A 22,515-nucleotide genomic window follows, 5' to 3' on the forward strand; every position below is an offset into this window, starting at 1 on the left:
CCGCTCAGGGGCCGCCGCCGCTCCCGGCGTCGTCCCAGGTCTGCGTGGAGCGCGGCTCGACGTAGGGCTCCTGCCCCGGCGGCAGACCGCCCTGGACGGCCCGGGCTCGTGACAGCTCGGCGTCGAACTCCAACCCCAACAGGATCGCCAGGTTCGAGAGCCACAGCCACACCAGGAAGACGATCACCCCGGCCAGCGCGCCGTACGTCCGGTTGTACGAGGCGAAGTTCGCCACGAAGGCGGCGAAGCCGCCGGACAGGCCCAGCCAGAGCGCCACTGCCAGCAGGCTCCCGGGCGACACCCAGCGGAAGCCGCGGCCGCGGACGTTCGGCGCGGCCCAGTAGAGCAGCGCGATCATCAGCACGACCAGCACCAGCAGGACCGGCCACTTGGCGATCGACCAGACCTGCACACCGGCGTCGCCGACCCCCAGCGCCTCACCCGCCCGGCGCGCGACCGGGCCGGTGAACACCACGATCACCGCGCTGCCGGCGAGCAGCAGCATCAGCACCACCGTCAGGCCCAGCCGCAGCGGCGTCAGCTTCCACACCGGGCGGCCCTCCCGGATGTCGTACACCTGGTTGGCGGCACGGATGAACGCCGCGATGTAGCCGGAGGCGGACCACAGCGCACCGGCCAGGCCGAGGACGGCGAGGACGCCGCTGGTGCCGTGGCCGCGCTGCAGTTCCTCGACGCCGCCGCGCAGGATGTCCCGGGCCGGGCCCGGGGTCCAGGTGCGCAGGTTGTCGAGGAGCTGTTCGGTCGCGGACCGGCCGACCAGGCCGATCAGCGACACGATCAGCAGCAGCGTCGGGAAGATCGCGAGGACGCCGTAGTAGGTGAGCGTCGCGGCCCGGTCGGAGAGCTCGTCGGCGATGACTTCCTTGCCGGTGCGGCGCAGCGCGTCCGTCCAGCCGCGCCGGCGCAGCCGGGTCGGTCGGTCCGGGGCGCGTCGGCGCACCCGGGCGTCGGGGCCGGGCCGGGCGGTGGTCCGCCGGCGGCCGAGGGTGTGTCTGCGAAGTCCGTCCACGCCCGCACGTCTGTCCGCCGGCAGCCGATCCAACCGTCCGGGCGTGGCCGACCGTCGGGCGGGTTCGACCTCCGGGCGGGGTCAGGCGCTCTCCGGGCCCGGCTCCCGGAGCCGGCCGCGGCGGGCGCGGACGGCGCCGACCGTCCGGGTGATGCCGTAGCCGAGCAGCCAGGGCAGCACGGTGATGCCCAGCACGTACACACCGAAGTAGAGCAGGTAGTCGCCGGGCAGCCGCCCCGGCCGGCAGGCGACGACGCCCAGGGTCACCACCGGCTCCAGCGGCAGCAGCACCGACCACAGCCGCGGCGGCCACAGCCCGGGCCTGCGGGCGCACCAGACCCCCAGCCCGCCCATGATGAAGGGCCCGAACGGGACCCAGAGGACCACCGGGTAGAACAGCAGGACCCACCACTCGTCCGACGCGCCGAACATCATGAGATCCCCCTGGAGTCGACGGCCACCGGGTCTCCCGCCCGGCGGCACCCCGGTGCGCACCGCTCCGCACAGCATGCCGCACGGGTGCGACGGGCGGGCCGGGGCGAGTGGCCGGTCAGCGGCTGCCGCTCGGGGGCACCGGGCGGTGGCCGCGGATGTCGGCGAGGGCGACCACCAGCGCGACCAGGACGAAGCCGGCGGAGACCGCGGTGCCGAGCTGGAAGGCGCCCGTCCAGGCGTCGGGGCCGCCGCCGGCGTGCCCGAGGAAGACCGAGCCGACCACGGCGATGCCGACCGCGGAGCCGATCCGCTGGGCGGTCTGCAGGACGCCGCCGGCGCTGCCCGCTCGGGCCACCGGTACCTCCTGCAGGGTGACGGTCTGGTTGGGGGCGATGACCAGGCCGCTGCCGGCGCCGGCGAGCAGCAGCGGGCCCGCGGTGGCCCAGCCGGTGGTGTCGCCGGAGGTGAGGTGGGCGGCGAGGGAGGCACCGCCCAGGCCGACCAGGACGGTGGCGAGGCCGACCGCCACCAGCCGCCGCCCCCGCCGCGCGACCAGCCGCCCGCCGACCGCGGCGGCCACCGCGGAGCCCACCGCGAACGGAGTGATCGCGAGGCCCGCGGCCAGCGCACTGTAGTGCAGGCCGGCCTGCAGGTAGAGGGTGAACACGAAGAAGACCGAGGTGAACCCGGCGAAGTAGACCAGCGAGAGCAGGGTGCCGGCGGCGTACGAGCGGCGGTCGAAGAGGTCCATGCTGACCAGCGGTTCGCGGCGGCGCCCGTACCGGCGCTCCCAGACGGCGAAGCCGGCGAGCAGCAGGACGGCCAGCGGCAGCAGCAGCCAGCGGGCGGGGTGGTGCCACTGCTCCTGGACGAAGGGCAGCAGCAGGGCGGTGGTGCCGACGCCGAGCAGCAGCACGCCCACCGGGTCGAGGTCGCTGCGGCCGGCCGCCCGGGGCGGCGGGTCCGGCAGCAGGCGGCGGGCGAGCGGCAGTGCGGCCAGGCCGATCGGGACGTTGACCAGGAAGACCCAGCGCCAGCCGTCCTGCGGGCCGGCGAGTTCGATCAGCAGTCCGCCGAGCAGCGGGCCGACGGCGGTGGAGATGCCGATGACGGCGCCGAGCATGCCGAAGGCGCGGCCGCGTTCGGGGCCGGGGAAGGAGGTCTGGATGAAGCCGGACACCTGCGGCACGATGATGCCGCCGGCCAGGCCCTGCACCAGCCGGGCGGTGATCAGCCAGGCCTCGTTCTGCGCGGCGCCGGCGAGGGCGCTGGCCGCGGTGAACAGGGCCAGCCCGGTGAGGAACACCGCGCGGCGGTCGCGGGCGTCGCCGAGCCGCCCGGCGGGCACCAGGGCGAGGCCGAAGGCCAGCGCGTAGCCGCTGAGCACCCACTGCAGGCCGCTCTGGCTCATGTGCAGGCCGGTGCGGATCGTCGGCAGGGCGACGTTGACGATGCTGACGTCGAGCAGCGTCATGAAGCCGGCGATCAGGCAGACCACCAGGGCGCGCCAGCGCTGCGGCACGGGCTCGGCGGGCCCGGCGGCGGGGCCCGTCCGGGCGTCGGGCTGCGGGCCCCCGGTGCCGGGGCCTGCGCCGGCCAAGGGCGGCCTCCTTCCGGCTGCGGCGGCGGAGGCACGGGGTCCGGCGTGCGCCGCGGACCGGCTCCGCCCCTTCGACCAGGGTGCACCCGAACGGGCGGGTGCACCCTGGTCAGCGGACCAGGGCTGCCCGTTCCCGGGCGGCCCGGACGGCCTCCTTGAGCCCGGCGATGTCATAGGCGCCGTAGTGCCGGCGCCCGTTGACGAAGAAGGTCGGGGTCCCGGAGACGCCGCTGAGATCGGCCGACTCCACGTCCTCGGCGACCCGGGTGGCGCCGACCCGCGCCCGCAGGTCGCGCTCGAAGCGCTCGCCGTCCACACCGACGGCCGCGGCGTACTTCAGTAGGTCCGGGATCTTCAGCGCGCCCTGGTGGGCGAGCAGCAGGTCGTGCATCTCCCAGTACGCGCCCTGGTGCCCGGCGGCCTCGGCGGCCTCCGCCGCCACCTGGGCGTGCGGGTGGACGTCGTTCAGCGGCAGGTGGCGCCATACGTAGCGGATGTCCCCGGCGCCGGCCAGCAACTCCCGGACGACCGGCTCGGCCTGCCCGCAGTACGGGCACTCGAAGTCGCCGTACTCGACGACCGTCACCAGGGCGTCGACCGGGCCGCGGACGTGGTCGCGCTCGGAGTCGACCGAGGCGGCCAGATCGATGATCGACTCGGCGGTGCCGAGCAGGGCGCGCATCCGGCCGGTGCGCGGCATCAGCGCGATCAGCCGGGTGATCAGCCAGGTGACGGCTGAGGCGCAGACCACGGCGGCCAGGATGCCGACCTTGGCGTCGTCCAGCGTCGGCCCGTCGAAGGCCAGGGTGGCGATCAGCAGCGACACCGTGAACCCGACACCGGCGATCGCGCCGCCCGCCGACACCGCGCCCCAGCCCACCGGGGGCCGCAGCCGGCCCCGGCTGAACGCGGTGGTCAGCAGCGTCGCGCCGACGATGCCGACCGGCTTGCCCAGCACGTAGCCGAGCACGATGCCGAGCGTGACCGGCGAGTGCAGGGCCCGGGTCAGCTGCTGGCCGTCGAGCGTGATGCCGGCGTTCGCGAGGGCGAACAGCGGCACGATCACATAGCTCGTCCACGGGTGGTAGACCCGCTGGAGCCGCTCGTTCGGGGAGATCGCGGTGGCCAGGCCGGCCCGCAGGGTGCGCTCCAGCTCCGGGGTCGGCTGCTCGCGGAACAGCCGGAACAGGTCGCTGGCGCGCTCCAGGTCGCCGCGCGACGCCGGGTAGGCGTAGGTGAGCAGGCCCATCGCCAGGCCGGTGACGACCGGATCGACGCCCGACTCCAGCAGAGCCACCCACAGCGCCACCGCGAGCAGCCCGTACACGCCCCCGCGACGCACGCGAGCGGCCCGAGCCAGCAGGATGACCGCCAGGATGCCGAGACCGGCCAGCAGTGCGGGCACGTCGATGCTGCCGCTGTAGGCGACGGCGATGACGCCCAGGGCGACGAAGTCGTCGACGACGGCGACGGTCAGGATGAAGGTGCGCAGCGCGTCCGGCAGCCGGCTGCCGAACAGGGCGAGCATGCCGAGGGCGAAGGCGGTGTCGGTGGACATCGCGGTGCCCCAGCCGCCCGGTTCGCCGTCCCCGGCGTTGACGGCGAGGTAGATCGCGACGGGGACGGCCATGCCGCACACCCCGGCGATCAGCGGCATCGCGATCCGGCGGCGCTCGCGCAGCTCGCCCATGTCGAACTCGCGGCGGGCCTCCAGCCCGACGACGAAGAAGAACAGCGTCATCAGGCCGCTGTTCACCCATTCGCGCAGGTCGAGGGAGATCCCGGTGTCGCCGAGGCGCACGGCGAGGACGGTCTCCCAGAAGGAGTCGTACGTCCCGGGGGCCACGTTCGCCCAGACCAGGGCGGCGACGGTGGCGGCGAGGAGGAAGGCGGCGCTGCCGGTCTCGGTGCGGAGGAAGTCCCGTAGCGGGGTGCGCATGTCGGCACCGCAGGACGTCTGGCCGGAGTAGCGCGGCAGCTCTGAAGGGGCGGACACCCGATCATTCTCGCGCCGGAGCCGGGTTCGGTGCGGCGCACCGCCGAGGATGGGTGCGGTGACGGGGGTCACAGGGGGACACGTACCAGGGCTGCGCAGTTTCTCCCCCGGCCTTCGGCCGGGAGGTGCCCCTACGCGCCCCTGGGGTGGCTCGACTCGGCCTTGTGTGGGGCCGGGTGGGGGGTGTGCGGCGTATCGGGTCTGGGGGGCGGGTACACGGGGTGGCATGGGACTGCTGCGGAGGCGACGGCCGGTGCCGCCGGGTGAGCCGGGTGAGCCGGGTGAGCCGGGCGAGGGGGCGGCGGGGGCGGAGATGACGCCGGAGGCGGCGGCGGACGCGCTGGCGTCGCTGTCGCGGGAGATGGAGGAGGGCTCGCAGGCGGAGCGCCGGCGGGCGGCCGGCCGGGCGGGCGCGCTGGTGGCGTCGACGGTCCGGCTGCTGGTCCGCGGCGGTGCCGCGACGGCCCGGGTGACCTGGGTGGGCGGCCGGGCGCTGACCGAGCGGCTGCTGCAGACGGCGCCGCGGATCCCGGTGCGGGACCTGGCGACGCTGCGGGCCCAGCATCCGAAGGCCCTGGACGCGGAGGCGCTGGCGGATCTGCTGGTGGCGGGGGCGGTCCGGGCGTCGGCCTCGGTCGGGGCGGGGGTGGGGGCGGCGGCGATGCTGCCGGTGCCGGCGGCGATGGCAGCCGAGGTGGCGGCGGAGACGCTGGTGGTGGCGGCGGTGGAGATCAAGCTGATCGCCGAGCTGCACCAGGTGTACGGGGTGCCGGCCGCCGGCAACCCGGCGCAGCGGACGGCGGCCTATGTGAACGCCTGGGCCGACCGGCGCGCTCTCGCCGCGGTGGCGCCGTCGCACCCGGTGGGGGTGGCGGCGGTGACGGGGCTGGCGGTGGGCACCGAGGTGCGGCGCAAGGTCCGCAAGCGGCTGACCCGGAGCACGCTGCGCAAGCTGCCGTCGCTGTTCCCGCTGCTGGTGGGGGCGGGGTTGGGAGCGGTGCTGAACCGGCGGGACACCCGGCGGCTCGCGGGCCGGGTGCGGACGGATCTGCGGCGCCGTACCGATGCCGTGCCCGGGTACTGGGAGGCCGCCGCGCCATCGTGAGCGGGGCCCGCGCGTTGCCGGGCCGGCGCTGGAGATGTGGATCTCGCCCGGGTCGGCGATGGTGGGAGGACCGGCAGCTCCGAAGGAGGAAGCCAGATGTCGATGCTGGACAAGCTCAAGAACATGATGAAGGGGCACGAGTCCACAGCCCAGAAGGGTGTCGAGAAGGCCGGTGACGCCGTCGACGCCAAGACTCAGGGCAAGTACCAGGGCCAGGTGGACGCAGCACAGCAGAAGCTCAACGAGCACCTCGGCGAGCAGCCACCCGAGCAGCGGTAGTCCCGCTCCGGCCGTCGGCGGCCGCCTCCCGGTCACCCGGGGGGCGGCCGCCGGACGTGTGCGGAGGCCCGGTCGGTGGGCTACTCGCCGAGGACGAAGGCGCGGGCGGCCGCGAGTTCGGCTCGGCCCGCCTCCTCGACGGCGGCGAGGTGGGCGAAGGCGTCGACGCCCACCGGCAGGCGCAGCGGGGTGGACTCGGCGGCGACCAGCCGCAGGACCTGCCAGGCGAAGTCCTCGGGGCGGCCGAGTTCCGGGTTGTCGCGCATGGCGTGCATGCCGTCACGCATCGGGTCGGTGGTCGCGGCGTAGGCGGGCAGGCGGGTGGCGGTCCGCGTGATCGCGTCGCCGTAGCCGGTGGCGAAGCCGCCGGGTTCGACGGCGGTGACCCGGATGCCGAGTGGTCCGGCCTCGGCGGCGAGGGCCTGGGTCATCCCTTCGAGGGCGTACTTGCCGGCGACGTAGGCGGCGAGGCCGGGGAAGGCCATCCGGCCGGCCAGCGAGGACACGTTGACGATGTGGCCGGCGCGCTGGGCGCGCATCACCGGGAGGGCGAGCCGGGCCAGTCGCCAGGGGGCGACGACGAGGAGTTCCAGCTGGTCGCGGAGTTCCTCGTCGGAGGCCTCCTCGACGGTGCCGAACAGTCCGCTGCCGGCGTTGTTGACGAGGACGTCCAGGCCGCCGAAGCGGTCGACGGCGGTGGCGACGGCGGATTCGCACTGGCCGGGGTCGCGGATGTCGAGCGCCGCGGTGAGCACCCGGTCGGGGTGGCGGGCGGCGAGCCCGGCGAGGGTGTCCGGCTTGCGGGCGGTGGCCAGGACGAGGTCGCCCGCCTCGGCCACGGCCGTGGCGAGGGCCAGGCCGAGGCCCGAGGAGCATCCGGTGACCAGCCAGCGACGTGCCATGGAGTACCGCCTTCCCGTTCGAGGGCGGGCTGCCGAGCGAGCCCCCGCCACTGTGGCAGAGCGGTGCACCGGGACGCGCCGGGCGCGGCCCGTCGCGCGGAGTAGCCCGGGGGCTCGCGGGAGCGCACCGCAGGTCTGCCGCACGCCCGTCCCCCCGGAGGGGTACCCGGCGCCCGTGTGTCAGGCGAACAGGCGGAGGCGTTCGGCGGCGACGCCGACCGTCAGGCGCTGGCCCCAGCCGAGGTGGAGGGCGTCGGACTCGACGCCGTCGCCGAAGACGACCAGGCGGTCGGACTCGACGACGATCTCCAGCCGCTGGCCGGCGGCGAGCAGGCCCTGGACGTGGTCGGTGCCGGTGGCCGGGGAGGGCCAGGCCTCGCGGACGAACCAGGCGACGGCCGGGCCGGTCGGCTCGGGCAGGCGCAGCGTGGAGCGGCGCTCGAGCCAGGCGGAGCGGCACCAGCCGGTGGCGCCGGTGCCGGTGCCGACCAGGATGCCGGAGGAGGCCTGGGCCTCGGCCTCGCCGTGCGGGGCGGTGAGCCGGTAGCGGGCGGTCTGGTGGCCGCTCTGGCCGAGGTAGACCTCGTTCAGGGCGAGCAGGCGCTGGGTGTCGTCGGCGACCGCCTCGACCATGGTGCGCTCCTCCAGGAGCGCGTCGGCGCCCGGGCCGGCGGCGGCGCGGAGCAGGCGGGCGGCGTCGGCGGGCCGGTGCCGGACGAGGACGCCGGGGTTGCGGCCGGGGTCGGTGTCGATGCCGACGACGGGCTGCCCGGCCAGGTACTTGGCGGCGTTGGCGACCAGGCCGTCCTGGCCGACGACGACCACCAGGTCCTCCGGGGAGAACAGGAAGCGGTCGAGGTCGGCGCGTTCGACCCGGGTGCGCCGCCAGTCGCCGGGGATGGCGCCGGCGACGGCGGCGAGTGCCGTGTGGGTGCGGTCGTGGCGCTCCTGGGCCTCGTCGAGGGAGCGGCCGCGGGTGCCGAGGAAGAACGCGGCCTGGCCGCGGGAGCCGTGCCGGGCGAGCAGTTCCTCGTACTCGGTGCGGCGGTGGACGAGGACGACGCGTGGGGCCAGGGTCATCGGGCACCGCCGTCGCCCGCTCCGAGGCGGCTGAGCAGGCCGGTGAGGACGTCCGGGGTCAGCGTGACGCTGTCGATCCGCGGAAGGTGCTCGGCGAGGCGGATCACCGCGAGGGCGCGCAGCACCTCGGGGCCGGCCTGCTGGTGGGCGGCGAGCCAGGCCTGCTCGGTGGCGGCCTTGGCCTCGCCGAGTGCGCGTTCGCCCTCGGCCCTGGCGGCGGCGGTGAGGCGGTCGGCCTCGGCCTCGGCGGCGGCGAGCCGGGTGCGGCGGACCGATTCGGACTCGGCGCGGACGGCGTCCGCCTCGGCGTCCTGCTCGGCGCGGCGGCGGGCGTTGGCGCCCTCCTGGGCGACCAGTTCCTCCTCGCGGCGGGCGAGTTCGATCCGGTTGGCCATCTCGTTCTCGGCGATGGCGCTTTCGCGTTCGACGGCGAGGGCGCGCCGCTCGAAGGTGGCCCGGTCGGCCTCCTGCTGGACCTGCTCGCGGGCGGGGGTGCGCAGGGCGCGCTCGGTCTCGGCCTCCGGGCGCAGCGCGGTGACGCGGACGGCGATCACGGCGAGGCCGATCTCGGCGAGCCGGGCCTCGCCGGCGAGGCCGTCGGCGATGCGGCGGCGGACGGCGGTGACGCCGTCGGCGAGGGCGGCGGAGAGCGGGGTGCGGGCGACGAGTTCGAGAGCGTGCTGCTGGGCGGTCTCGGTGAGCAGGGTGCCGAGTTGTTCGAGCGGTTCGGCGCGCCAGGCGCCGGTGTCCGGGTCGATGCCGAAGTCGAGGCGGGCTGCGGCGAGGGCGGGGTCGGTGATGCGGTAGGTGACGGTGGCCTGGACGGTGAGGTCCTGGAAGTCGGCCGTCCTGGTGTGGAAGAGCATGGCCAGTTCGCGGTCGTCGGCGGGCACTTCGGAGATGGCCGCGGTGAGCGGGCGGAACCAGAAGGCGAGGCCGGTGCCGTCGTGGACGGTCCTGCCGCCGCGCAGGTGGCGGATGTGGGCGGTGGGCGCGGCGCGCAGGTGGCGGAAGCCGAAGCGCCTGGTGATGTCGGCCATGGCGGTTGTCCCCCTCGGATTGTTTTCGTCGATATGACGATAACCCGGACGGGTGATTGTCGTCAATACGACGAGAAGGAGATTCCGGGCAGCCCTGACGCCCTGACAGATGTCAGGTACCGGGCAGGCCGGGGCTCGGGTTTCCTGGAGTCAGACGGGCGGCGGCCACCGGGCCGCCGCACCGGTCGAGTCCCTCTCCCCTGACGCAAGGAGCGTTCCATGTTCGCTGTGCGCAAGCTCGCCCTCGCCGGAGCCGCGGCCGCCGTCGGCCTCGCCCTGACGGGCCTCGTCCCGGTCTCCGCCGAGGCCGCGAGCGGCTGCTACGGCATCGGCGGCGGCAAGTACAACTGCAACGTGTGGAAGACCGCGCCGTCCTACTTCGCCGGCAACGTCCGCGCCGGCACCCTCAACGCGGGCACCAACTACTTCTACTGCCAGGCCGTCGGCAGCGAGGTCGTCGACGGCCCGTACCGCAACCACTGGTGGGCCAAGACCGACGACGACAGCGGCAACAAGGGCGTCTGGGTGAACGTCGTCTACCTGTCCGGCGGTGACAACGACCAGCCGGTGCCCGGCCTGCCCAACTGCTGACCCTCCGTCACCCCGGCGGCCCGGGCGGGTTCACCGGCTGTACTCGGCGAGGTACCGCTCGACCTTCGCCACGTGCGGCCGGACCCGCTCGGGCACGCCGCGGGCCTCCGCGACCGTCTTGTCGCTGGTGCGGTAGCCCGCCGCCAGCAGCCCCGGCAGGTCGTCCGTCAGCCCGCGGCGCTTGAACTGCTGGGCCAGCCAGCAGACGTACGACCCCATCGAGATGATCGCGTCCGGCGGCGACATGTAGTCCTTGCGGCCGTCCATGTCGCCGTCCTGCGCCCAGGCGTTGAACACCGCCGGCGTCCACATCGCGATGCCGTACTCCCCGGTGTCCGGCCTGGCGGCGGCCGGGTCGAACCCGCTCTCCGCCTTCAGCATCGCGGCGAGCAGCACCGGGGTCACCTCGGGCTCCGGGCAGCGCCGGGCGGCCCGGGCGATCGGCTCGCGCAGTGCCGCGGGCACATCGGCGTCCGGCGGGATCGCGCCGGGCAGCGACCCGGCCGGGCTGCTCACCGGGGCGGCACGGGGGCGGTCGGGCGCGGCCGTGCCGCCCGGCGCTCCGGGCAGCACGGCGACCGCCGCCGCACCGGCCGCGAGCACCACTGCGGCGACGGCCGTCAGCACGGCCCGGCGGCGGCGCGGCCCCACCGGCACCGCCCGCGGCAACCGGGCGGCCAGGGCCGAGCCGTCCGCCGGGCGCTCCGCCCGGTCGGCGGCCAGGCAGTCCGCGATCAGCGTCCGCCACTCCCCCGGCACCCGCTCGTCCAGCCGCAACCGCTCCCGGCCGCGGGTGTACGACTGCGCCGCCAGCGCCCTGGCCCGCGCGGTCGCCCCGGGGAAGGGGTGCGCGCCGGCGGCGAACAGCTGGTGCGCCAGCACGCCGAACGCCCAGACGTCCGAGCTCGGCCGCAGCGCCACGCCGCGCACTCCGCTCCGCTCGGACCACCACTCCGGCGGCACGTGGTCGAGCGAGCCGAGCGGCGGCACGTAGGCGTGGGTGCCCTCCAGTTCGGCGGTGAGGCCGAAGTCCGCCAGCCGCACCGAACCGTCCGCCATCAGCAGGACGTTCGCGGGCTTGAGGTCGCCGTGCACCCAGCCGTGCGCGTGCATGTGCGCCAGCCCCTCGGACACCTCGGCGAGCAGCCGCGCCGCCGCGGGCGCCGCCGGCCCGGGACCGTCCGCCAACAGGTCGGCCAGGCTCCGCTCCGCCCGTTCCATCACCAGCACCACGGCACCGTCCAGACCCGGCCGGACCGGATCGCGCAGCACCGCGGCGGCGAACGTCCGGATCAGCCGCGGGTGTTCCGCGCGGGTGCTGAACTCGGCCTCCCGCCGGGCCAGTTCGGCGGCCTGCCGGCGCTGGCCCGGCGCCAGTCGGGCGGCCGGCAGGACCTTCACCGCGGCCGGCGCCCCGTCCCGCCGCCGCTCCGCCGCGTAGACCGCGCCCCAACCGCCCGCCCCGATCGGCCCGGTGATCCGGTGGCCGGCCACCCGGTAGCCCGGCGGCACCTCGGGCGGCAGGTCCGCCGGGAATCCGGTGCTCACCGCCCGCTCACCCGGTGCCCGCCGGGCGCCGTGCCCGGCGCGGCGGCAGCAGGGCCAGGTGCTCCTCGCGCACCAGGTCGAAGCGGAGCGCCAGACCGACCAGTTCCTCGCGTTTGCGCAGCGGGCCCGCCCCGGCGCCCGGACCGGCCGGCCCGCCGTCGCGGCCGTCCGTCCGCAGCCGGAGCTTGGTCTCCGCCAGGTAGTCGATGTGGTAGTTGACGGCGGACCGGGTCGGCCCGGGATCGCCCGGCCCGGTGCGCAGCCGCTCCACCACGTCGCCGACCCCCGGCACGGCCGCGGAGGTGCCGCGCAGCCGCGGCTCGCAGAGCGCCACCAGGACGAGGAAGTACTTCGCGGTCGCGTCCAGCGCGAAGGGGCTGACGGTGTGCTCGCCGGGCGGCCCGCCCACCGCCCGGTCCAGGTAGGCGTGCTGGGGTGCGAACACCTTGAAGTGGCAGCCGCCGCCGAGCGAGGGCAGCACCACCCGGGAGAACTCGAACGGCACCGGCGCCCCGAGCCGCCCCGGCGCCACCTTGAGGTGCTCCCCCGCGCCCTCCAGGTTCTCCACCACGTAGGTCGCCGAGCGGCTGAAGTTCGACAGCCGCCAGTAGTCGGACGCGGCGGTGAGCTCGCCGGCGCGCCGGGAGACACCCTGGTCGGGCAGCGGGATCGCGACCGGGCGGCCCGGCGCGCCGCGGCCGAAGTCCGCGCTGTCGTCCGGGCCCATCCGCAGCAGCCGCGGCTCGGCCGGGCCGCCGCCGGTGTCCGGCAGCTGCACGATCACGGTGTCCATCACGCCCCCTCGGCGGCCTGCGCACGGCACGGCGAAGCCCCCGGAGCCGCACCGCGCGTGCCCGCCGCATCACTCAGTGTTCCAGAAAAGGCATCCTGCGTGTGCGATGCTTCGGCCGTTGCGTACGTTCGCCGGCCGCCGGCGCCGCCGTTCCGGTCAGGAGCGCGGATGCCACTCGGCCAGCATGATGGTGGCGTCGTCCTGCAGCCGGTGGTCCTGGTGGTCGAGGAGGGCGAGGACCAGCCGCCGCAGCGCCTCCGGCGAGGGCTCGCCGGCCGCGGTGGAGCGGACCACCAGGTCGACCAGCCGCTCCTCGCCGAACAGGTCGCCGTCCGCCGACCGCGCCTCGGTGACCCCGTCGGTGTGCACGAGGACGCGGTCTCCCGGCTCCAGCTGTTCCTGGTGCACGGTGACCGGCCGGCGCGGATAGCCCTCGCCGAGGCCCAGCGGGAGCTGCGCGGGGCGTTCCAGCGCCCCGGGCACCACGTGCCCGCGGCGGATCAGCAGCGGCGGCGGGTGGCCGAGGTTCACCCAGCTGAGCCGGCCGGTGGCGGTGTCCAGCTCGGCGAAGACCGCGGTGAGCAGCCGGTCCGGGATCCAGCGGGCCAGGGCCTCGTCCACCGTCTCGGCGATCTCCGCCAGCCCGCCGCCGGCCCTGCGGGTGGCTCGGCAGCCCGCCACCGCCACCGCTGACGCACCGCCCGCCGCCAGGTCGTGCCCCATCGCGTCGACCACCGTCAGGTGCAGCCGGTCCCGGAGCAGGCTGTGGTCGAAGGCGTCACCGCCGACCTCGTAGGCCGGCTCCAGTGCGGCGGCGGAGGTGACGTTGCGGGTGCCCAGCGTCCGCGGCGGCATGAACGCCCAGGCCAGCTCGGCCTGCAGGGTCATCGGCCGGCTCCGGACGGCCTCGGCCATGACGTCACTGAACGCCGACTTCGAGACCACCACCAGCGCGGTCAGCGAGGCCAGGGTGCGGCTGCGCTCCAGCACGGCCGGGCCGGACGCCTTCGCACCCACCCGCAGCACACCGATCCGCTCCACCCCGTCGACCAGCGGCAGCCACAGCTCCACCCGACCGTCGGCGGACGACTCCCGCGGCGACATCGTCCGGTACGCCCAGCCCGCCAGGGTGCCCTCGACGGCGATGCCCTCCTCGTCGGTGCCGGCGCCGTGCGGCCGGTCGTCCGGCAGCGGCATCAGCCGCACCTGCTGGACGTCGGCGAGGAACACCGCGGCGCCGGTCAGCCCCAGCGCGCGGGCGGTGTCGTCGACCAGGCCGGCGATGTCGCGCGGCCCCAGGTCGTGCGACGCCTCCAGAAACACGCCGATCACCCGGCCGAACCCGGCCTCGTCCACGGCCGTCACCGCCTTCACCTCGGACGGCTCCACTCCACCCCCGCCCGTGCATCGAACCACCGCTCCGCCGCCGGGGCGACCCGACCGCGGACGGCCCCCGGGCCGCCATCGGGCCGCCGGTCGGGCCGCCGGTCGGGCCGGAGCCGTCAGAGGTGCAGGGCGGTGTCGGCGGGGCCGAAGGCGAAGCCGGTGAAGCGGACCTGCAGGCCCGCGCGCTCCGGGGAGCAGCAGTACAGCCCGGCGCGGGCGGGCGCGTCCGGGGCGAGCGGCGCGTAGCGGACGAGGCGCCAGGGGCCGTCCTCGCAGCGGGCCCGGACGGTCAGGGCGTCGCCGCTGCGGCTGGCCCGGACGGTGACGTGCCGGCCGTGCCAGTCCGGGACGGGCGCCAGCGACCAGTCGGAGACGCCGCGGGTGACCACGGCGCCGAGGTGGGCGACGCCGTCCGACATCTCGATGCCGGCCTTCGTCCAGGTGGCCTCGTCGACCCGGACCATGACTCCCGCCTGGTCGTACAGGGCGTCGAAGGCGGCGAGGAAGGTGACCTCCACCGCGGTCCCCTCCGGCAGCGGGGCGAGCAGGGCGTGGCCGTCGTCCCGGACGAAGCCGTACCCGGTGGTGCGCCAGAAGTCGCTGCGCTCGCGGGTGGTGACGACCAGGGCGTCGCCGTCGGGGACGGCCGACGCGGGCGGGTTGAGCCAGAACGCATCGGGGCTGTCGACCGGGTGCGGGGTGTCCATGCCTCTCCTCGGGGTCGCTGCGTTGCCGCGGCGGACTACTCGTGCGGGTAGGACTTGATGACCTCGCCCTTGGTGTCGGCGGAGAGGTAGCCGCTGCCGTAGTCGTCGGAGAGGTAGACCCGGATGGTCGGCGACCCGTCGAACATGTCCGGACCGATGATCAGGTAGCGGCTCTTGGGGTTGGACACGTTCAGGGTCTGCTGCGCCTTCTGCAGCAGGCCCGGGATGACGTCCCAGTTGAAGACGTTGAGGTCGACCGGCTTGTCGTCGCCGATGACGGTGCCGCCCGCCGCCTTGCTCGTCCGGCCGTTCCGGTAGTCGATCCGGTCGTAGAGCTTGGGGTTGTCCGACTTCGGGGTCTCGGCGACCGCGTACTCGGGGTAGACCACGAGTTCGTTGATCTGGGTCGTGCCGGCCGCCGACTTGACCGCCTCGGCCACGGCCTTGACGCCGTCCGCGGTGAGCAGGTCCTTGGGCGCCGCGGCGGTCTTGCCGCCGGCCTTGCTGGCGGTGGCCGCCGGGGAGCCGGTGCCGGTGGCCCCGGTGGCGGTCGAGCCGGTGGTGCTGCCTCCGGTGCTGACCGCGTTGGTGCCCGTGCCGCCGTCCTTGCCGTCCGGCAGGGCGTTCCAGGCCAGCGCGCCGGCCAGCGCGGCACCGGCCACGGACACGCTGAGCAACACGGCACGGCTCCGCCCGCCGGGGCGGACCGGGGTGCCCGGGTGGCCGGTCTGCGGCGTCCAGGCGCCGGTCGGGCCGGTCGAGGACGGCGTCTGACCGTAGCCGCCGATCGGCCCGGTCTGTGCCTGCGGCAGGCCGTAGCCGCCGTTCGGGCCGGTCTGTGCCTGCGGCAGGCCGTAGCCGCCGTTCGGGCCGGTCTGCGACTGCGGGAAGCCGTACCCGCCGACGGGCTGCTGGGGGTGGCCGTAGCCTCCGGTCGGCCCGGTCGGGGGCTGGGGGTACCCGTACCCGGCGGGCGGCGCGCCGAAGGCCCCCGGGGTGACCGGGACGCCGCCGTAGCCCGCCGGGGCGCCGTACGGGCCGGGCTGCGCGTTCGGGCCGGACGGGGACTCCGGCGGGCCGGGCTGCTTGAAGGTCTCCTTGACCGTCGGCGCCCAGGCCGTGGGCCCGGCGGCCGGCTCGCCCTGCTCGGCCGCGGCCAGCAGGCGGTCGAGCATCTCCGCGTCCGGCCGCAGGGCCGGGTCACGGGAGAGCAGGGCGCCGAGCAGCGGGCCGAGCTGGGCGCCGCGCACCGGCGGCGGCAGCGGCTCGTCGAGCACGGCGGCCAGGGTCGCCAGGGTGGTGGTGCGGCGCAGCGGGTGGTGACCCTCGATCGCGACGTACAGCATCATGCCGAGCGACCAGAGGTCGGAGGAGGCGTCGCCGCTGCCGCCGCGGATCCGCTCGGGGGCGATGTACTCGGGCGAGCCGATCAGCGAGCCGGTGGCGGTGAGCGCGGTCGCGTCCTGCATGGCGGCGATGCCGAAGTCGGTGAGGACGGGGGTGCCGTCGCCGCGCAGCAGCACGTTGCCGGGCTTGACGTCGCGGTGCTGGATGCCGGCGGCGTGCGCGGCGCGCAGGGCGGCGAGGACGCCGCGGCCGAGCCTGGCCGCCTCGGGCACGGTGAGCGGGCCCTGGGCGAGCCGGTCGGCGAGGCTGCCGCCGCTGACCAGCTCCATCACCAGCCAGGGGTGCGGCTGGTCCGGGGTGTCGACGATGTGGTGGATGATCACCACGTTGGGGTGCTGGAGGCGGGCGAGGGCGCGGGCCTCGCGCAGCACGCGCTCGCGCAGCTCCTGGGCGGCGACGGGGTCGGCGGCGGCCATCGCCGGGTCCGGCGGGCGGACCTCCTTGAGCGCGACCTCCCGATGCAGGGCGTTGTCGCGGGCGCGCCAGACCAGGCCCATGCCTCCGCCGCCGAGGCGTTGCATCAGTTCGAAGCGGCCGTCGATGAGCCGCGTCTCCGGCCCCCCAGTGTTCATGCCCGTCATCGTAGGGGGCGGGACGGACTGTCCGTGCCGCCGGGAGATCACGATCGGGCCGCGCGGCCGGGGCCCACCGGGGGTGTCCGGCGGGCCCTCCGGACCGGATCTGGACGAACCGTCCTTGCGGCCGTAGGCGGGGCGGAGCGGCACCGGCCGCTCAGGGGCGCGGGGCGGAGCCGGCGAGCAGCCCGCGGTACCAGTCGAGGGTCTCGTCGAGGGTCCGCTCCAGCGGGACCGGGGTGACCCCGAAGGCCCGCTGGAAGTCCCCGGAGTCCATCACCTGGGCCTCGGTGTGCTGGTAGAACATCTCGGCGTACTCCGCCATGAAGACCTCGTCGAAGGGGCCGAAGGGCCGCGGGGTGTCGAGCACGACGACGTCCAGCGGGCGGCCGGTCCGTTCCTCGATCATGGCGTGGATCTCGCGGGGCGTCCGGGCCTGCGGGGTCGGCAGGTGCCAGACCCGGCCGTCGGCGTCCGCGTGCTCGCCGAGGGTGGCGAGGCCGGCGGCGACGTCCCGGATGTCGGTGTGGCTGTGCGGCAGGTCGATGTCGCCCAGGGCCAGCGCCTCGCCGCCGGTGAGCGCGGCCACGAAGACCGCGCCGCCGAGGGTGGAGTTGAGCACGCCGGGGCCGACGAAGTCCGCCGACCGGCCGAGCACCACCCGGGCCCGGCCCTCGCGGTGCGCGGTCAGGTAGGCCTCGTCGAGGGCGGCCCGCATCCGGCCCTTGCGGCTGACGGCGTTCCACGGCGTGCGCTCGGTCATCGGGGCGCCGCCGGTCGGGCCGTACGGGTACAGGGTGTCCAGCACCACCAGGCGGGCACCGGTCGTCTCGACCGCGCCGAGCACGGCCTGCTGGATCAGCGGCATCAGCTCGACCTGCAGGTGGTAGCCGACGTTGACGCAGTGGTGGACGACGGCGGCGCCCTCGATCGCGGCCAGCGCGCCCGCCGCGGTGGAGACGTCCCCGGCGCGGCGCTCGACGCCCGCCGGCGCCGGGCCCTGCCCCGCGCGGTCCACCAGCCGGACGGCGTGGCCGCGGGCGGCGAGCTCGGCCGCGAGAGCCGTACCGGCCGGGCCGGCGCCGAGCACCACGTGCAGCTGCTGGTCCTGAGCGTTCATGACGTCCCCTCTCCTCGGCCCGCCGTTGCGGACCGCTTCCGATGCGAGTTGCTCTCGCTTCCGTTAGAGACTGTAACTGTTGCGAGTGGCAGTAGCAAGCGCTGGACGACGACCGGCGTGATGACCTGTTGCTACAGTGACGATCCGTAACCGGATGAGCAGAGGAGGCGGCCGACATGGCAGAGGCCCGCACCACCGGACCGCGCGCCCGCTACCGCGAGCAGACCCGCGCCGAGATCAAGGACGCCGCACTGCGGCAGCTCGCCGAGGGCGGCACCGCCGCACTCGCCCTGGTGAAGATCGCCAAGGAGCTGGGCATGTCCGGCCCCGCGCTCTACCGCTACTTCGCCAGCCGGGACGACCTGCTCGGCGCCCTCATCGACGACGCCTACGCGGACGCCGCCGCAGCCGTCGCCGCAGCCCCCGACCCGGGCACCGGGCCGCGCGCCCGCCTGCACGCCCTGGCCACCGCCTACCGCGACTGGGCCGTCGGCGAACCGCACCGCTACCAGCTCGTCCAGGGCACGCCCACCCCCGGCTACACGGCCCCGCCGGAGACCCTGGCCAGCGCCCGGGCCGTGCTCGCCCCGTTCCTGCCGGTCTTCGCCACCGGCACCCCGGCCCCCGCGACCGCGCCCGTGGTCGCCCAGATACGGGCCTGGCTGGCCCGGGACGAGGCAGTCGCCGCCTGGGTGCACGCGGGCGCCCCCGCCGGCCCCGAGGCCGCCGCCACCGCCCTGACCGGCACCGTGCTCGCCTGGAGCACCCTGCACGGCACCATCGGCCTGGAGATCTCCGGCCACTACACCGGCATGGGCCACACCGGCGAGACCCTGCTCACCGCGCAGACCGAACTCCTCGCGGACAGCTTCGCGTTGGCCTGATCGGCAGCGTCGTCCGGCACCTCGTCCAACGGCCGCGGGCCGCGCCGCGTTCCCGGTCCGGCTGTGACATTTCCCCAGGCCCGCCGCCCTTTCCACCGCACGGACCGACCCCGCATGATGCTCTCCGCACAGGAACGATCGGACCTCCGGAGACTTGGCGGTCCGTCAGCGCGGAGAAGAGGGGCAGTACGTGAACAACCGTGCCACGACGGTCGACGCGGCAGCGGCAGGCACCTGGAGACTCGGCGACCTGACGGTCAACCGGGTCGGCCTCGGCGCGATGCGGCTCACCGGCAGCGCCGCCTTCGACGAGGGCACACCGAGCGAGCGCGGCAGGTCGATCCGGGTCCTGCGGCGCGCCGTCGAGCTCGGCGTCGACCACATCGACACCGCATCCTTCTACTTCTCCCGGCTGCGCTCCGCCAACGAGCTGATCGCCACCGCCCTGTCGCCCTACCCCGACCACCTGGTCGTCGCCACCAAGGTCGGTCCGGGCCGCGACGCCTCCGGCACCTGGTATGCCGCCACCCCCGATCAACTGCGCGGCCAGGTGGAGGAGAACCTGCGCCAACTCGGCCGCGACCACCTCGACCTGGTGTACCTGCGCAGGATGCGCGAGGAGTCGGTCGCCGAGCACTTCGGCGCCCTGGCCGAGCTCCGCGAGGCCGGTCTGATCCGGCAGCTGGGCATCTCCAACGCCACCGCCGCGCACCTGGCCGAGGCGCAGGCCATCGCTCCGGTGGTGGCCGTGCAGAACCGGTTCGACGTCGACGGGCGGCCGCACGACGACCTCCTCGGGCTCTGCGCCGAGCAGGGCATCGCCTTCGTGCCCTACTTCGCGATCGCCGGGGCCGGGCGGGAGCAGGGCGCCGCCGCGGCCGGACCGCAGAGCGAGCGGCTCCTGGCCGTCGCCCGGGCGCACGACGCGTCCCCGGCCCAGGTCCGGCTGGCGTGGACCCTCCAGCAGGGCCCGCACGTCCTGGCGATCCCCGGCACCGGCGACCCCGACCACCTGGAGCAGAACATCGCCGCCGGCGCCCTCCGCCTCACCGCCCGGGAGATGCGGGCACTCGGCGCCCCGGACCGGTGACGGCCCGTCCGAGCCGCCGCACGGACGCGGCCACGAAGGTCTGCCGCAGAAAACCGCGGCACCGGCGGGTGCGGCGAACGATGATGACGACCGCGCACACTGATGTGGAACAGGGAGATCGCATGGAGCACTTCGTCCGTCCCGAGGGCAGCCCGCCCGTCAACGGCTACAGCCACGCGGTGGTGTTCGGCGGGGCGATGGTGGCGGTGTCGGGGCAGGTTCCGGTGGATGCGGAGGGGCGTGTCGTCGGCGCGTCCGATCCCGCCGCGCAGATCCGGCAGGTGTTCGAGAACCTGGCGACCGCCCTCCGCGCGGCCGGGGCCGGGCTGTCCGACGTGGCGAAGCTGACGGTCTTTCTGACGGATCTGGCCGACCTCGCCGACTTCCGGCGGATCCGCGACGAGTACCTGGACCCCGAGCGCCCGCCGGCCTGTTCGCTGGTGCAGGTGGCCGGACTTGTCCACCCGTCGTTCCGCGTCGAGATCGACGCCCTCGCGAGGATTGACGCGGCCTCCGCCTGAGCGGATGATCGCGCCGGGCCCAGGGCGGCAACCCGTGCCGGGTGCCGACCCGCAAGCTGAGAGGAACCCACACCCATGTCCACATCCGGACAGTTCGCCGTCGGATCGATCCCGTCCCGTTCGACCGTCGCCGTGCTCGGCGCGGGAGGGGTCGGCGGCCTGCTCGCCGCGCTGCTCTCCCGCGCGGGGCACCGCGTCGTCTGCATCGCCCGCGAGGAGACGGCGGGAGCGCTGCGCCGGGACGGAATCCGGGTCCGCAGCAGGCAGTTCGGCTCCTTCACGGCGGCGGTCGAGGCCGACACCGAACTGCGCGAGCCGGTCGACCTGTGCGTGGTCGCGGTCAAGAGCACCGCGCTCGACGCCGCCCTCGACCGCGTCCCGGCGGCGGCGCTCGGCCACGGAGCCGTGCTGCCGCTGCTCAACGGTGTCGAGCACACGGAGACGCTGCGGGCGCGCTACGGGCGGGACCGCGTGGTCCCGGCCGTGGTCCGGGTCGAGTCGACCCGGACTGCGCCGGGCACCGTCGAGCACGGCAGCCCGTTCACCGAGATCGACCTGGCGGGCCCCGAGGAGCGGCTCGCTCCGCTCGCCGAGCTGCTCGGCGGCGCCGGCGTGGCCACCCGTGTCCTGCCGGACGAGAACGCCGTGCTGTGGGGCAAGTTGGCCTTCCTCGCCCCCTTCGCGCTGCTCACCACCCGCCACCGGCTGCCCGTCGGCGCCGTCCGGTCCGAGCGGCTCGAGGAGTTGACCGCCCTCGTCGCGGAGACGGTGGCGGTCGGCCGGGCCTGCGGCGGGCGGGCGGAGGTCGACGAGGTCCTCGGCCGCTACGACGCCTTCCCGGCCGACAGCAGGTCGTCCATGCAGCGCGACGCGGAGGCGGGTCGCCCGTTGGAGCTGGACGCCATCGGCGGCGCGGTGCTGCGCGCGGCCGAGCGGCACGGCATCGAGGTGCCGCTGACGCGCCGGCTGATGGCCGAACTCGGCACGGATCCGGGCGCTTCGACCGGGGCGGAGGACCGAGGCCGGGACGGGGACCGGGTGCGGCGCAGCTACGACACCGTCGCCGAGGAGTACCGCAGGCGGATCGGGGGCGAGCTGGCGTACAAGCCGCTGGACCGGGCGCTGCTCGCCGCGCTGGTGGAGGAGGTCGGTGCCGGCGCGCCGGTCGCCGACCTGGGGTGCGGCCCGGGCCATGTGACGGCCTGGCTGGCGGGCCGGGGCGTCGCCGCGGTCGGCATCGACCTCTCCCCCGGCATGGTCGCCGCCGCCCGGCGGGAGCATCCCCGGTCGGAGTTCCGCGAGGGCGACCTGCGGCACCTTCCGGCCGCGGACGGGGAGTTCGCCGCGGCCGTGGCGCTCTACTCGGTCATCCACCTGGAACCGTCCGAACTACGCGGCGCGTTCGAGGAGATGCGGCGTGTGCTGAGGCCGTCCGGGCAGCTTCTCGTCGCTTTCCACCTCGGCGAGGAGGTCCGGCACCTGACCGAGTGGTGGGGCCACGAGGTCGACGTCGACTTCCACTTCTACGCCGTGGGGACGGTCGTCGAGGCCCTGCGGGAGGCCGGCTTCACCGTCGAGGCGCAGGTGGAGCGGACGAGCCACCCGCAGGAGGCGCCGACCCGGCGCGGCTATCTGCTGGCCCGCCGCACCCCGCCCGAGGAGGACTCGGTGACCGGCTGACCGCCGGCCCGCCCGGCCCGGTCACGGGCCGAGGCGGGCCAGTTCGGCGGCGCGGGCGCGACGCAGGTCGGCGGCGAGCCGACGGGCCGCGGGTGCGCTGCCGGCGGCGGACTCGGAGTCGGCGAGGCGGACGGACTGGTCGAGGTACTCGCGCAGGTGCTGGACGGCGAGGCGGTCGAAGTCCGTTCCGCCGGCCCGTTCGGCCTCGGCGTACTCGGTGGCGGTGGTGAAACCGGGCATGTCGTGGCCGGTGTGCGGATTGTCGCCGGTGACGCCGCCGAGCCGGGTCAGCTCGTGCAGGCGGGCGAGTTCGCCGCGGTGGCTGCCGGCGATCTCCGCGGCCAGCGCCCGCAGGTCGGGGGCGGTGGCCCGGTTCGCGGTCAGCTCGGCCAGCCGGATGTTCTGTTCGGTCATCGGGGCCAGCAGTTGCAGCCAGGCCGCGTCGGTCGGGTTGAACGGCGCCGCGGACGGTGCCGGAGCAGAGGCCGCATTGGAGGCCGTAGTGGAGGCCGCCACGGGGGGCCGCTCGGACGGCCCGGCGACCGCCGCGAGTGCACCGCAGAGCGCGAGCGCGGCGACCGCTGCGCCGGCGAAGGCTCGTCTCATCGGTTCCTCCTGGAGGGGGTGGAGCGGGGGGGGGGGGGGCGCCCCCGCCGGCCCCCCAAGGAGCCCCGGCCGAGAAGTCCGGGAGCGAGGGGGCCCCAGCAACAACGGGGCGGTAGAGAACACAGACACCGCCGGCCACC

21 protein-coding genes and 1 pseudogene are annotated in these 22,515 nt (G+C 75.6%); 8 read left to right on the forward strand and 14 right to left on the reverse strand.

All coding sequences use genetic code 11. The features are described 5' to 3' along the window. Positions 1–4 precede the first annotated feature (4 nt). The 4 genes from AB0P35_RS23490 to nhaA all read right to left on the reverse strand — a co-directional run bounded on the left by AB0P35_RS23490 (position 5) and on the right by nhaA (position 5,004). Complete coding sequence (locus tag AB0P35_RS23490) at positions 5–961, reverse strand: YihY/virulence factor BrkB family protein (protein WP_363513817.1); 957 nt, start codon at positions 959–961, stop codon at positions 5–7. Positions 962–1,111: 150 nt separating this feature from the next. Beyond that, on the reverse strand, positions 1,112–1,465 hold the full coding sequence (locus tag AB0P35_RS23495) for a hypothetical protein (RefSeq protein ID WP_363513757.1): 354 nt from the start codon (positions 1,463–1,465) through the stop codon (positions 1,112–1,114). Positions 1,466–1,580: 115 nt separating this feature from the next. Further along, entirely contained in the window at positions 1,581–2,987 is a 1,407-nt protein-coding gene (locus AB0P35_RS23500; protein WP_363513820.1) for an MFS transporter, read from the reverse strand. 187 nt (positions 2,988–3,174) lie between these two features. Then, on the reverse strand, positions 3,175–5,004 hold the full coding sequence (nhaA, locus tag AB0P35_RS23505) for a Na+/H+ antiporter NhaA (protein WP_363513823.1): 1,830 nt from the start codon (positions 5,002–5,004) through the stop codon (positions 3,175–3,177). Positions 5,005–5,287: 283 nt separating this feature from the next. Here nhaA and AB0P35_RS23510 point away from each other — a divergent pair, with 283 nt between their 5' ends. After that, on the forward strand, positions 5,288–6,166 hold the full coding sequence (locus tag AB0P35_RS23510; protein ID WP_363513760.1) for a hypothetical protein: 879 nt from the start codon (positions 5,288–5,290) through the stop codon (positions 6,164–6,166). 96 nt (positions 6,167–6,262) lie between these two features. Then, on the forward strand, positions 6,263–6,445 hold the full coding sequence (locus AB0P35_RS23515; RefSeq protein WP_363513763.1) for an antitoxin: 183 nt from the start codon (positions 6,263–6,265) through the stop codon (positions 6,443–6,445). An 80-nt stretch (positions 6,446–6,525) separates the two neighbouring features. Here AB0P35_RS23515 and AB0P35_RS23520 read toward each other — a convergent pair whose 3' ends face one another. From AB0P35_RS23520 to AB0P35_RS23530, 3 genes are all read right to left on the reverse strand, one after another. Beyond that, positions 6,526–7,347 carry an SDR family oxidoreductase gene (locus tag AB0P35_RS23520; protein WP_363513766.1) on the reverse strand — a complete coding sequence of 274 codons (822 nt, stop codon included), beginning with the start codon at positions 7,345–7,347 and terminating at the stop codon, positions 6,526–6,528. Positions 7,348–7,527: 180 nt separating this feature from the next. After that, the gene (locus AB0P35_RS23525) at positions 7,528–8,427 is read right to left on the reverse strand and encodes a hypothetical protein (protein WP_363513769.1); all 900 of its coding nucleotides are present in this window, start codon (positions 8,425–8,427) and stop codon (positions 7,528–7,530) included. After that, complete coding sequence (locus AB0P35_RS23530) at positions 8,424–9,467, reverse strand: SPFH domain-containing protein (protein ID WP_363513772.1); 1,044 nt, start codon at positions 9,465–9,467, stop codon at positions 8,424–8,426. Before AB0P35_RS23530 ends, AB0P35_RS23525 begins: the two co-directional genes overlap by 4 nt. 219 nt (positions 9,468–9,686) lie before the next feature. On the opposite strand from AB0P35_RS23530, the gene AB0P35_RS23535 reads away from it, so the two are divergent. Beyond that, positions 9,687–10,058: a hypothetical protein gene (locus AB0P35_RS23535; RefSeq protein WP_095875944.1), complete on the forward strand. Its 372-nt coding sequence runs from the start codon at positions 9,687–9,689 to the stop codon at positions 10,056–10,058. A gap of 30 nt (positions 10,059–10,088) precedes the next feature. Here the strand turns inward: AB0P35_RS23535 and AB0P35_RS23540 are convergent, their stop codons facing one another. The 6 genes from AB0P35_RS23540 to AB0P35_RS23565 form a co-directional block, all read right to left on the reverse strand. Beyond that, the gene (locus tag AB0P35_RS23540) at positions 10,089–11,606 is read right to left on the reverse strand and encodes a protein kinase (protein WP_363513775.1); all 1,518 of its coding nucleotides are present in this window, start codon (positions 11,604–11,606) and stop codon (positions 10,089–10,091) included. Between the two features lie 7 nt (positions 11,607–11,613). Then, on the reverse strand, positions 11,614–12,399 hold the full coding sequence (locus tag AB0P35_RS23545; RefSeq protein ID WP_363513778.1) for a serine/threonine protein kinase: 786 nt from the start codon (positions 12,397–12,399) through the stop codon (positions 11,614–11,616). A gap of 156 nt (positions 12,400–12,555) precedes the next feature. Beyond that, positions 12,556–13,764, reverse strand: a complete 1,209-nt coding sequence (locus AB0P35_RS23550) for a PP2C family protein-serine/threonine phosphatase (protein WP_363513781.1) — start codon at positions 13,762–13,764, stop codon at positions 12,556–12,558. 137 nt (positions 13,765–13,901) lie between these two features. Beyond that, the gene (locus tag AB0P35_RS23555) at positions 13,902–14,492 is read right to left on the reverse strand and encodes a DUF1349 domain-containing protein (protein WP_363513784.1); all 591 of its coding nucleotides are present in this window, start codon (positions 14,490–14,492) and stop codon (positions 13,902–13,904) included. A gap of 35 nt (positions 14,493–14,527) precedes the next feature. Further along, positions 14,528–16,471, reverse strand: coding sequence for a protein kinase (locus AB0P35_RS23560; RefSeq protein WP_363513787.1), 1,944 nt, complete (start codon positions 16,469–16,471; stop codon positions 14,528–14,530). Positions 16,472–16,631: 160 nt separating this feature from the next. Further along, the gene (locus tag AB0P35_RS23565; protein ID WP_363513790.1) at positions 16,632–17,594 is read right to left on the reverse strand and encodes an NAD-dependent epimerase/dehydratase family protein; all 963 of its coding nucleotides are present in this window, start codon (positions 17,592–17,594) and stop codon (positions 16,632–16,634) included. A gap of 176 nt (positions 17,595–17,770) precedes the next feature. Between AB0P35_RS23565 and AB0P35_RS23570 the strand changes: the two genes are divergently transcribed. The 5 genes and pseudogenes from AB0P35_RS23570 to AB0P35_RS23590 all read left to right on the forward strand — a co-directional run bounded on the left by AB0P35_RS23570 (position 17,771) and on the right by AB0P35_RS23590 (position 21,769). After that, positions 17,771–18,478, forward strand: coding sequence for a TetR/AcrR family transcriptional regulator (locus AB0P35_RS23570; RefSeq protein ID WP_363513793.1), 708 nt, complete (start codon positions 17,771–17,773; stop codon positions 18,476–18,478). A 190-nt stretch (positions 18,479–18,668) separates the two neighbouring features. Next, entirely contained in the window at positions 18,669–19,568 is a 900-nt protein-coding gene (locus tag AB0P35_RS23575; RefSeq protein WP_363513796.1) for an aldo/keto reductase, read from the forward strand. Between the two features lie 80 nt (positions 19,569–19,648). Beyond that, positions 19,649–20,089, forward strand: a complete 441-nt coding sequence (locus AB0P35_RS23580; protein WP_363513799.1) for a RidA family protein — start codon at positions 19,649–19,651, stop codon at positions 20,087–20,089. A 75-nt stretch (positions 20,090–20,164) separates the two neighbouring features. Then, positions 20,165–21,070: pseudogene (locus AB0P35_RS23585) on the forward strand (2-dehydropantoate 2-reductase); the annotation flags it as partial. Then, on the forward strand, positions 21,059–21,769 hold the full coding sequence (locus AB0P35_RS23590) for a class I SAM-dependent methyltransferase (protein ID WP_363513826.1): 711 nt from the start codon (positions 21,059–21,061) through the stop codon (positions 21,767–21,769). The pseudogene AB0P35_RS23585 and the gene AB0P35_RS23590, both read left to right, overlap by 12 nt. A 21-nt stretch (positions 21,770–21,790) precedes the next feature. On the opposite strand, the gene AB0P35_RS23595 is transcribed toward AB0P35_RS23590, so the two are convergent. After that, a complete protein-coding gene (locus tag AB0P35_RS23595; protein WP_363513802.1) occupies positions 21,791–22,375 on the reverse strand; it encodes a DUF305 domain-containing protein in 585 nt (194 codons plus the stop codon). Positions 22,376–22,515: the final 140 nt, after the last annotated feature.

It is taken from the genome of Kitasatospora sp. NPDC085879 (genome assembly GCF_040686255.1).
GTDB lineage: Bacteria > Actinomycetota > Actinomycetes > Streptomycetales > Streptomycetaceae > Kitasatospora.

What these genes read in the sequence shown, in the direction of transcription:
- AB0P35_RS23510 (WP_363513760.1), top strand. Translation starts at nt 5,288, where the DNA reads ATGGGACTGCTGCGGAGGCGACGGCCGGTGCCGCCGGGTGAGCCGGGT.
- AB0P35_RS23565 (WP_363513790.1), bottom strand. Translation starts at nt 17,594, where the DNA reads ATGAACGCTCAGGACCAGCAGCTGCACGTGGTGCTCGGCGCCGGCCCG.
- AB0P35_RS23595 (WP_363513802.1), bottom strand. Translation starts at nt 22,375, where the DNA reads ATGAGACGAGCCTTCGCCGGCGCAGCGGTCGCCGCGCTCGCGCTCTGC.
- AB0P35_RS23560 (WP_363513787.1), bottom strand. Translation starts at nt 16,471, where the DNA reads ATGAACACTGGGGGGCCGGAGACGCGGCTCATCGACGGCCGCTTCGAA.
- AB0P35_RS23555 (WP_363513784.1), bottom strand. Translation starts at nt 14,492, where the DNA reads ATGGACACCCCGCACCCGGTCGACAGCCCCGATGCGTTCTGGCTCAAC.
- AB0P35_RS23590 (WP_363513826.1), top strand. Translation starts at nt 21,059, where the DNA reads ATGGCCGAACTCGGCACGGATCCGGGCGCTTCGACCGGGGCGGAGGAC.
- AB0P35_RS23580 (WP_363513799.1), top strand. Translation starts at nt 19,649, where the DNA reads ATGATGACGACCGCGCACACTGATGTGGAACAGGGAGATCGCATGGAG.
- AB0P35_RS23570 (WP_363513793.1), top strand. Translation starts at nt 17,771, where the DNA reads ATGGCAGAGGCCCGCACCACCGGACCGCGCGCCCGCTACCGCGAGCAG.
- AB0P35_RS23520 (WP_363513766.1), bottom strand. Translation starts at nt 7,347, where the DNA reads ATGGCACGTCGCTGGCTGGTCACCGGATGCTCCTCGGGCCTCGGCCTG.
- AB0P35_RS23525 (WP_363513769.1), bottom strand. Translation starts at nt 8,427, where the DNA reads ATGACCCTGGCCCCACGCGTCGTCCTCGTCCACCGCCGCACCGAGTAC.
- AB0P35_RS23515 (WP_363513763.1), top strand. Translation starts at nt 6,263, where the DNA reads ATGTCGATGCTGGACAAGCTCAAGAACATGATGAAGGGGCACGAGTCC.
- AB0P35_RS23545 (WP_363513778.1), bottom strand. Translation starts at nt 12,399, where the DNA reads ATGGACACCGTGATCGTGCAGCTGCCGGACACCGGCGGCGGCCCGGCC.
- nhaA (WP_363513823.1), bottom strand. Translation starts at nt 5,004, where the DNA reads ATGCGCACCCCGCTACGGGACTTCCTCCGCACCGAGACCGGCAGCGCC.
- AB0P35_RS23530 (WP_363513772.1), bottom strand. Translation starts at nt 9,467, where the DNA reads ATGGCCGACATCACCAGGCGCTTCGGCTTCCGCCACCTGCGCGCCGCG.
- AB0P35_RS23535 (WP_095875944.1), top strand. Translation starts at nt 9,687, where the DNA reads ATGTTCGCTGTGCGCAAGCTCGCCCTCGCCGGAGCCGCGGCCGCCGTC.
- AB0P35_RS23495 (WP_363513757.1), bottom strand. Translation starts at nt 1,465, where the DNA reads ATGATGTTCGGCGCGTCGGACGAGTGGTGGGTCCTGCTGTTCTACCCG.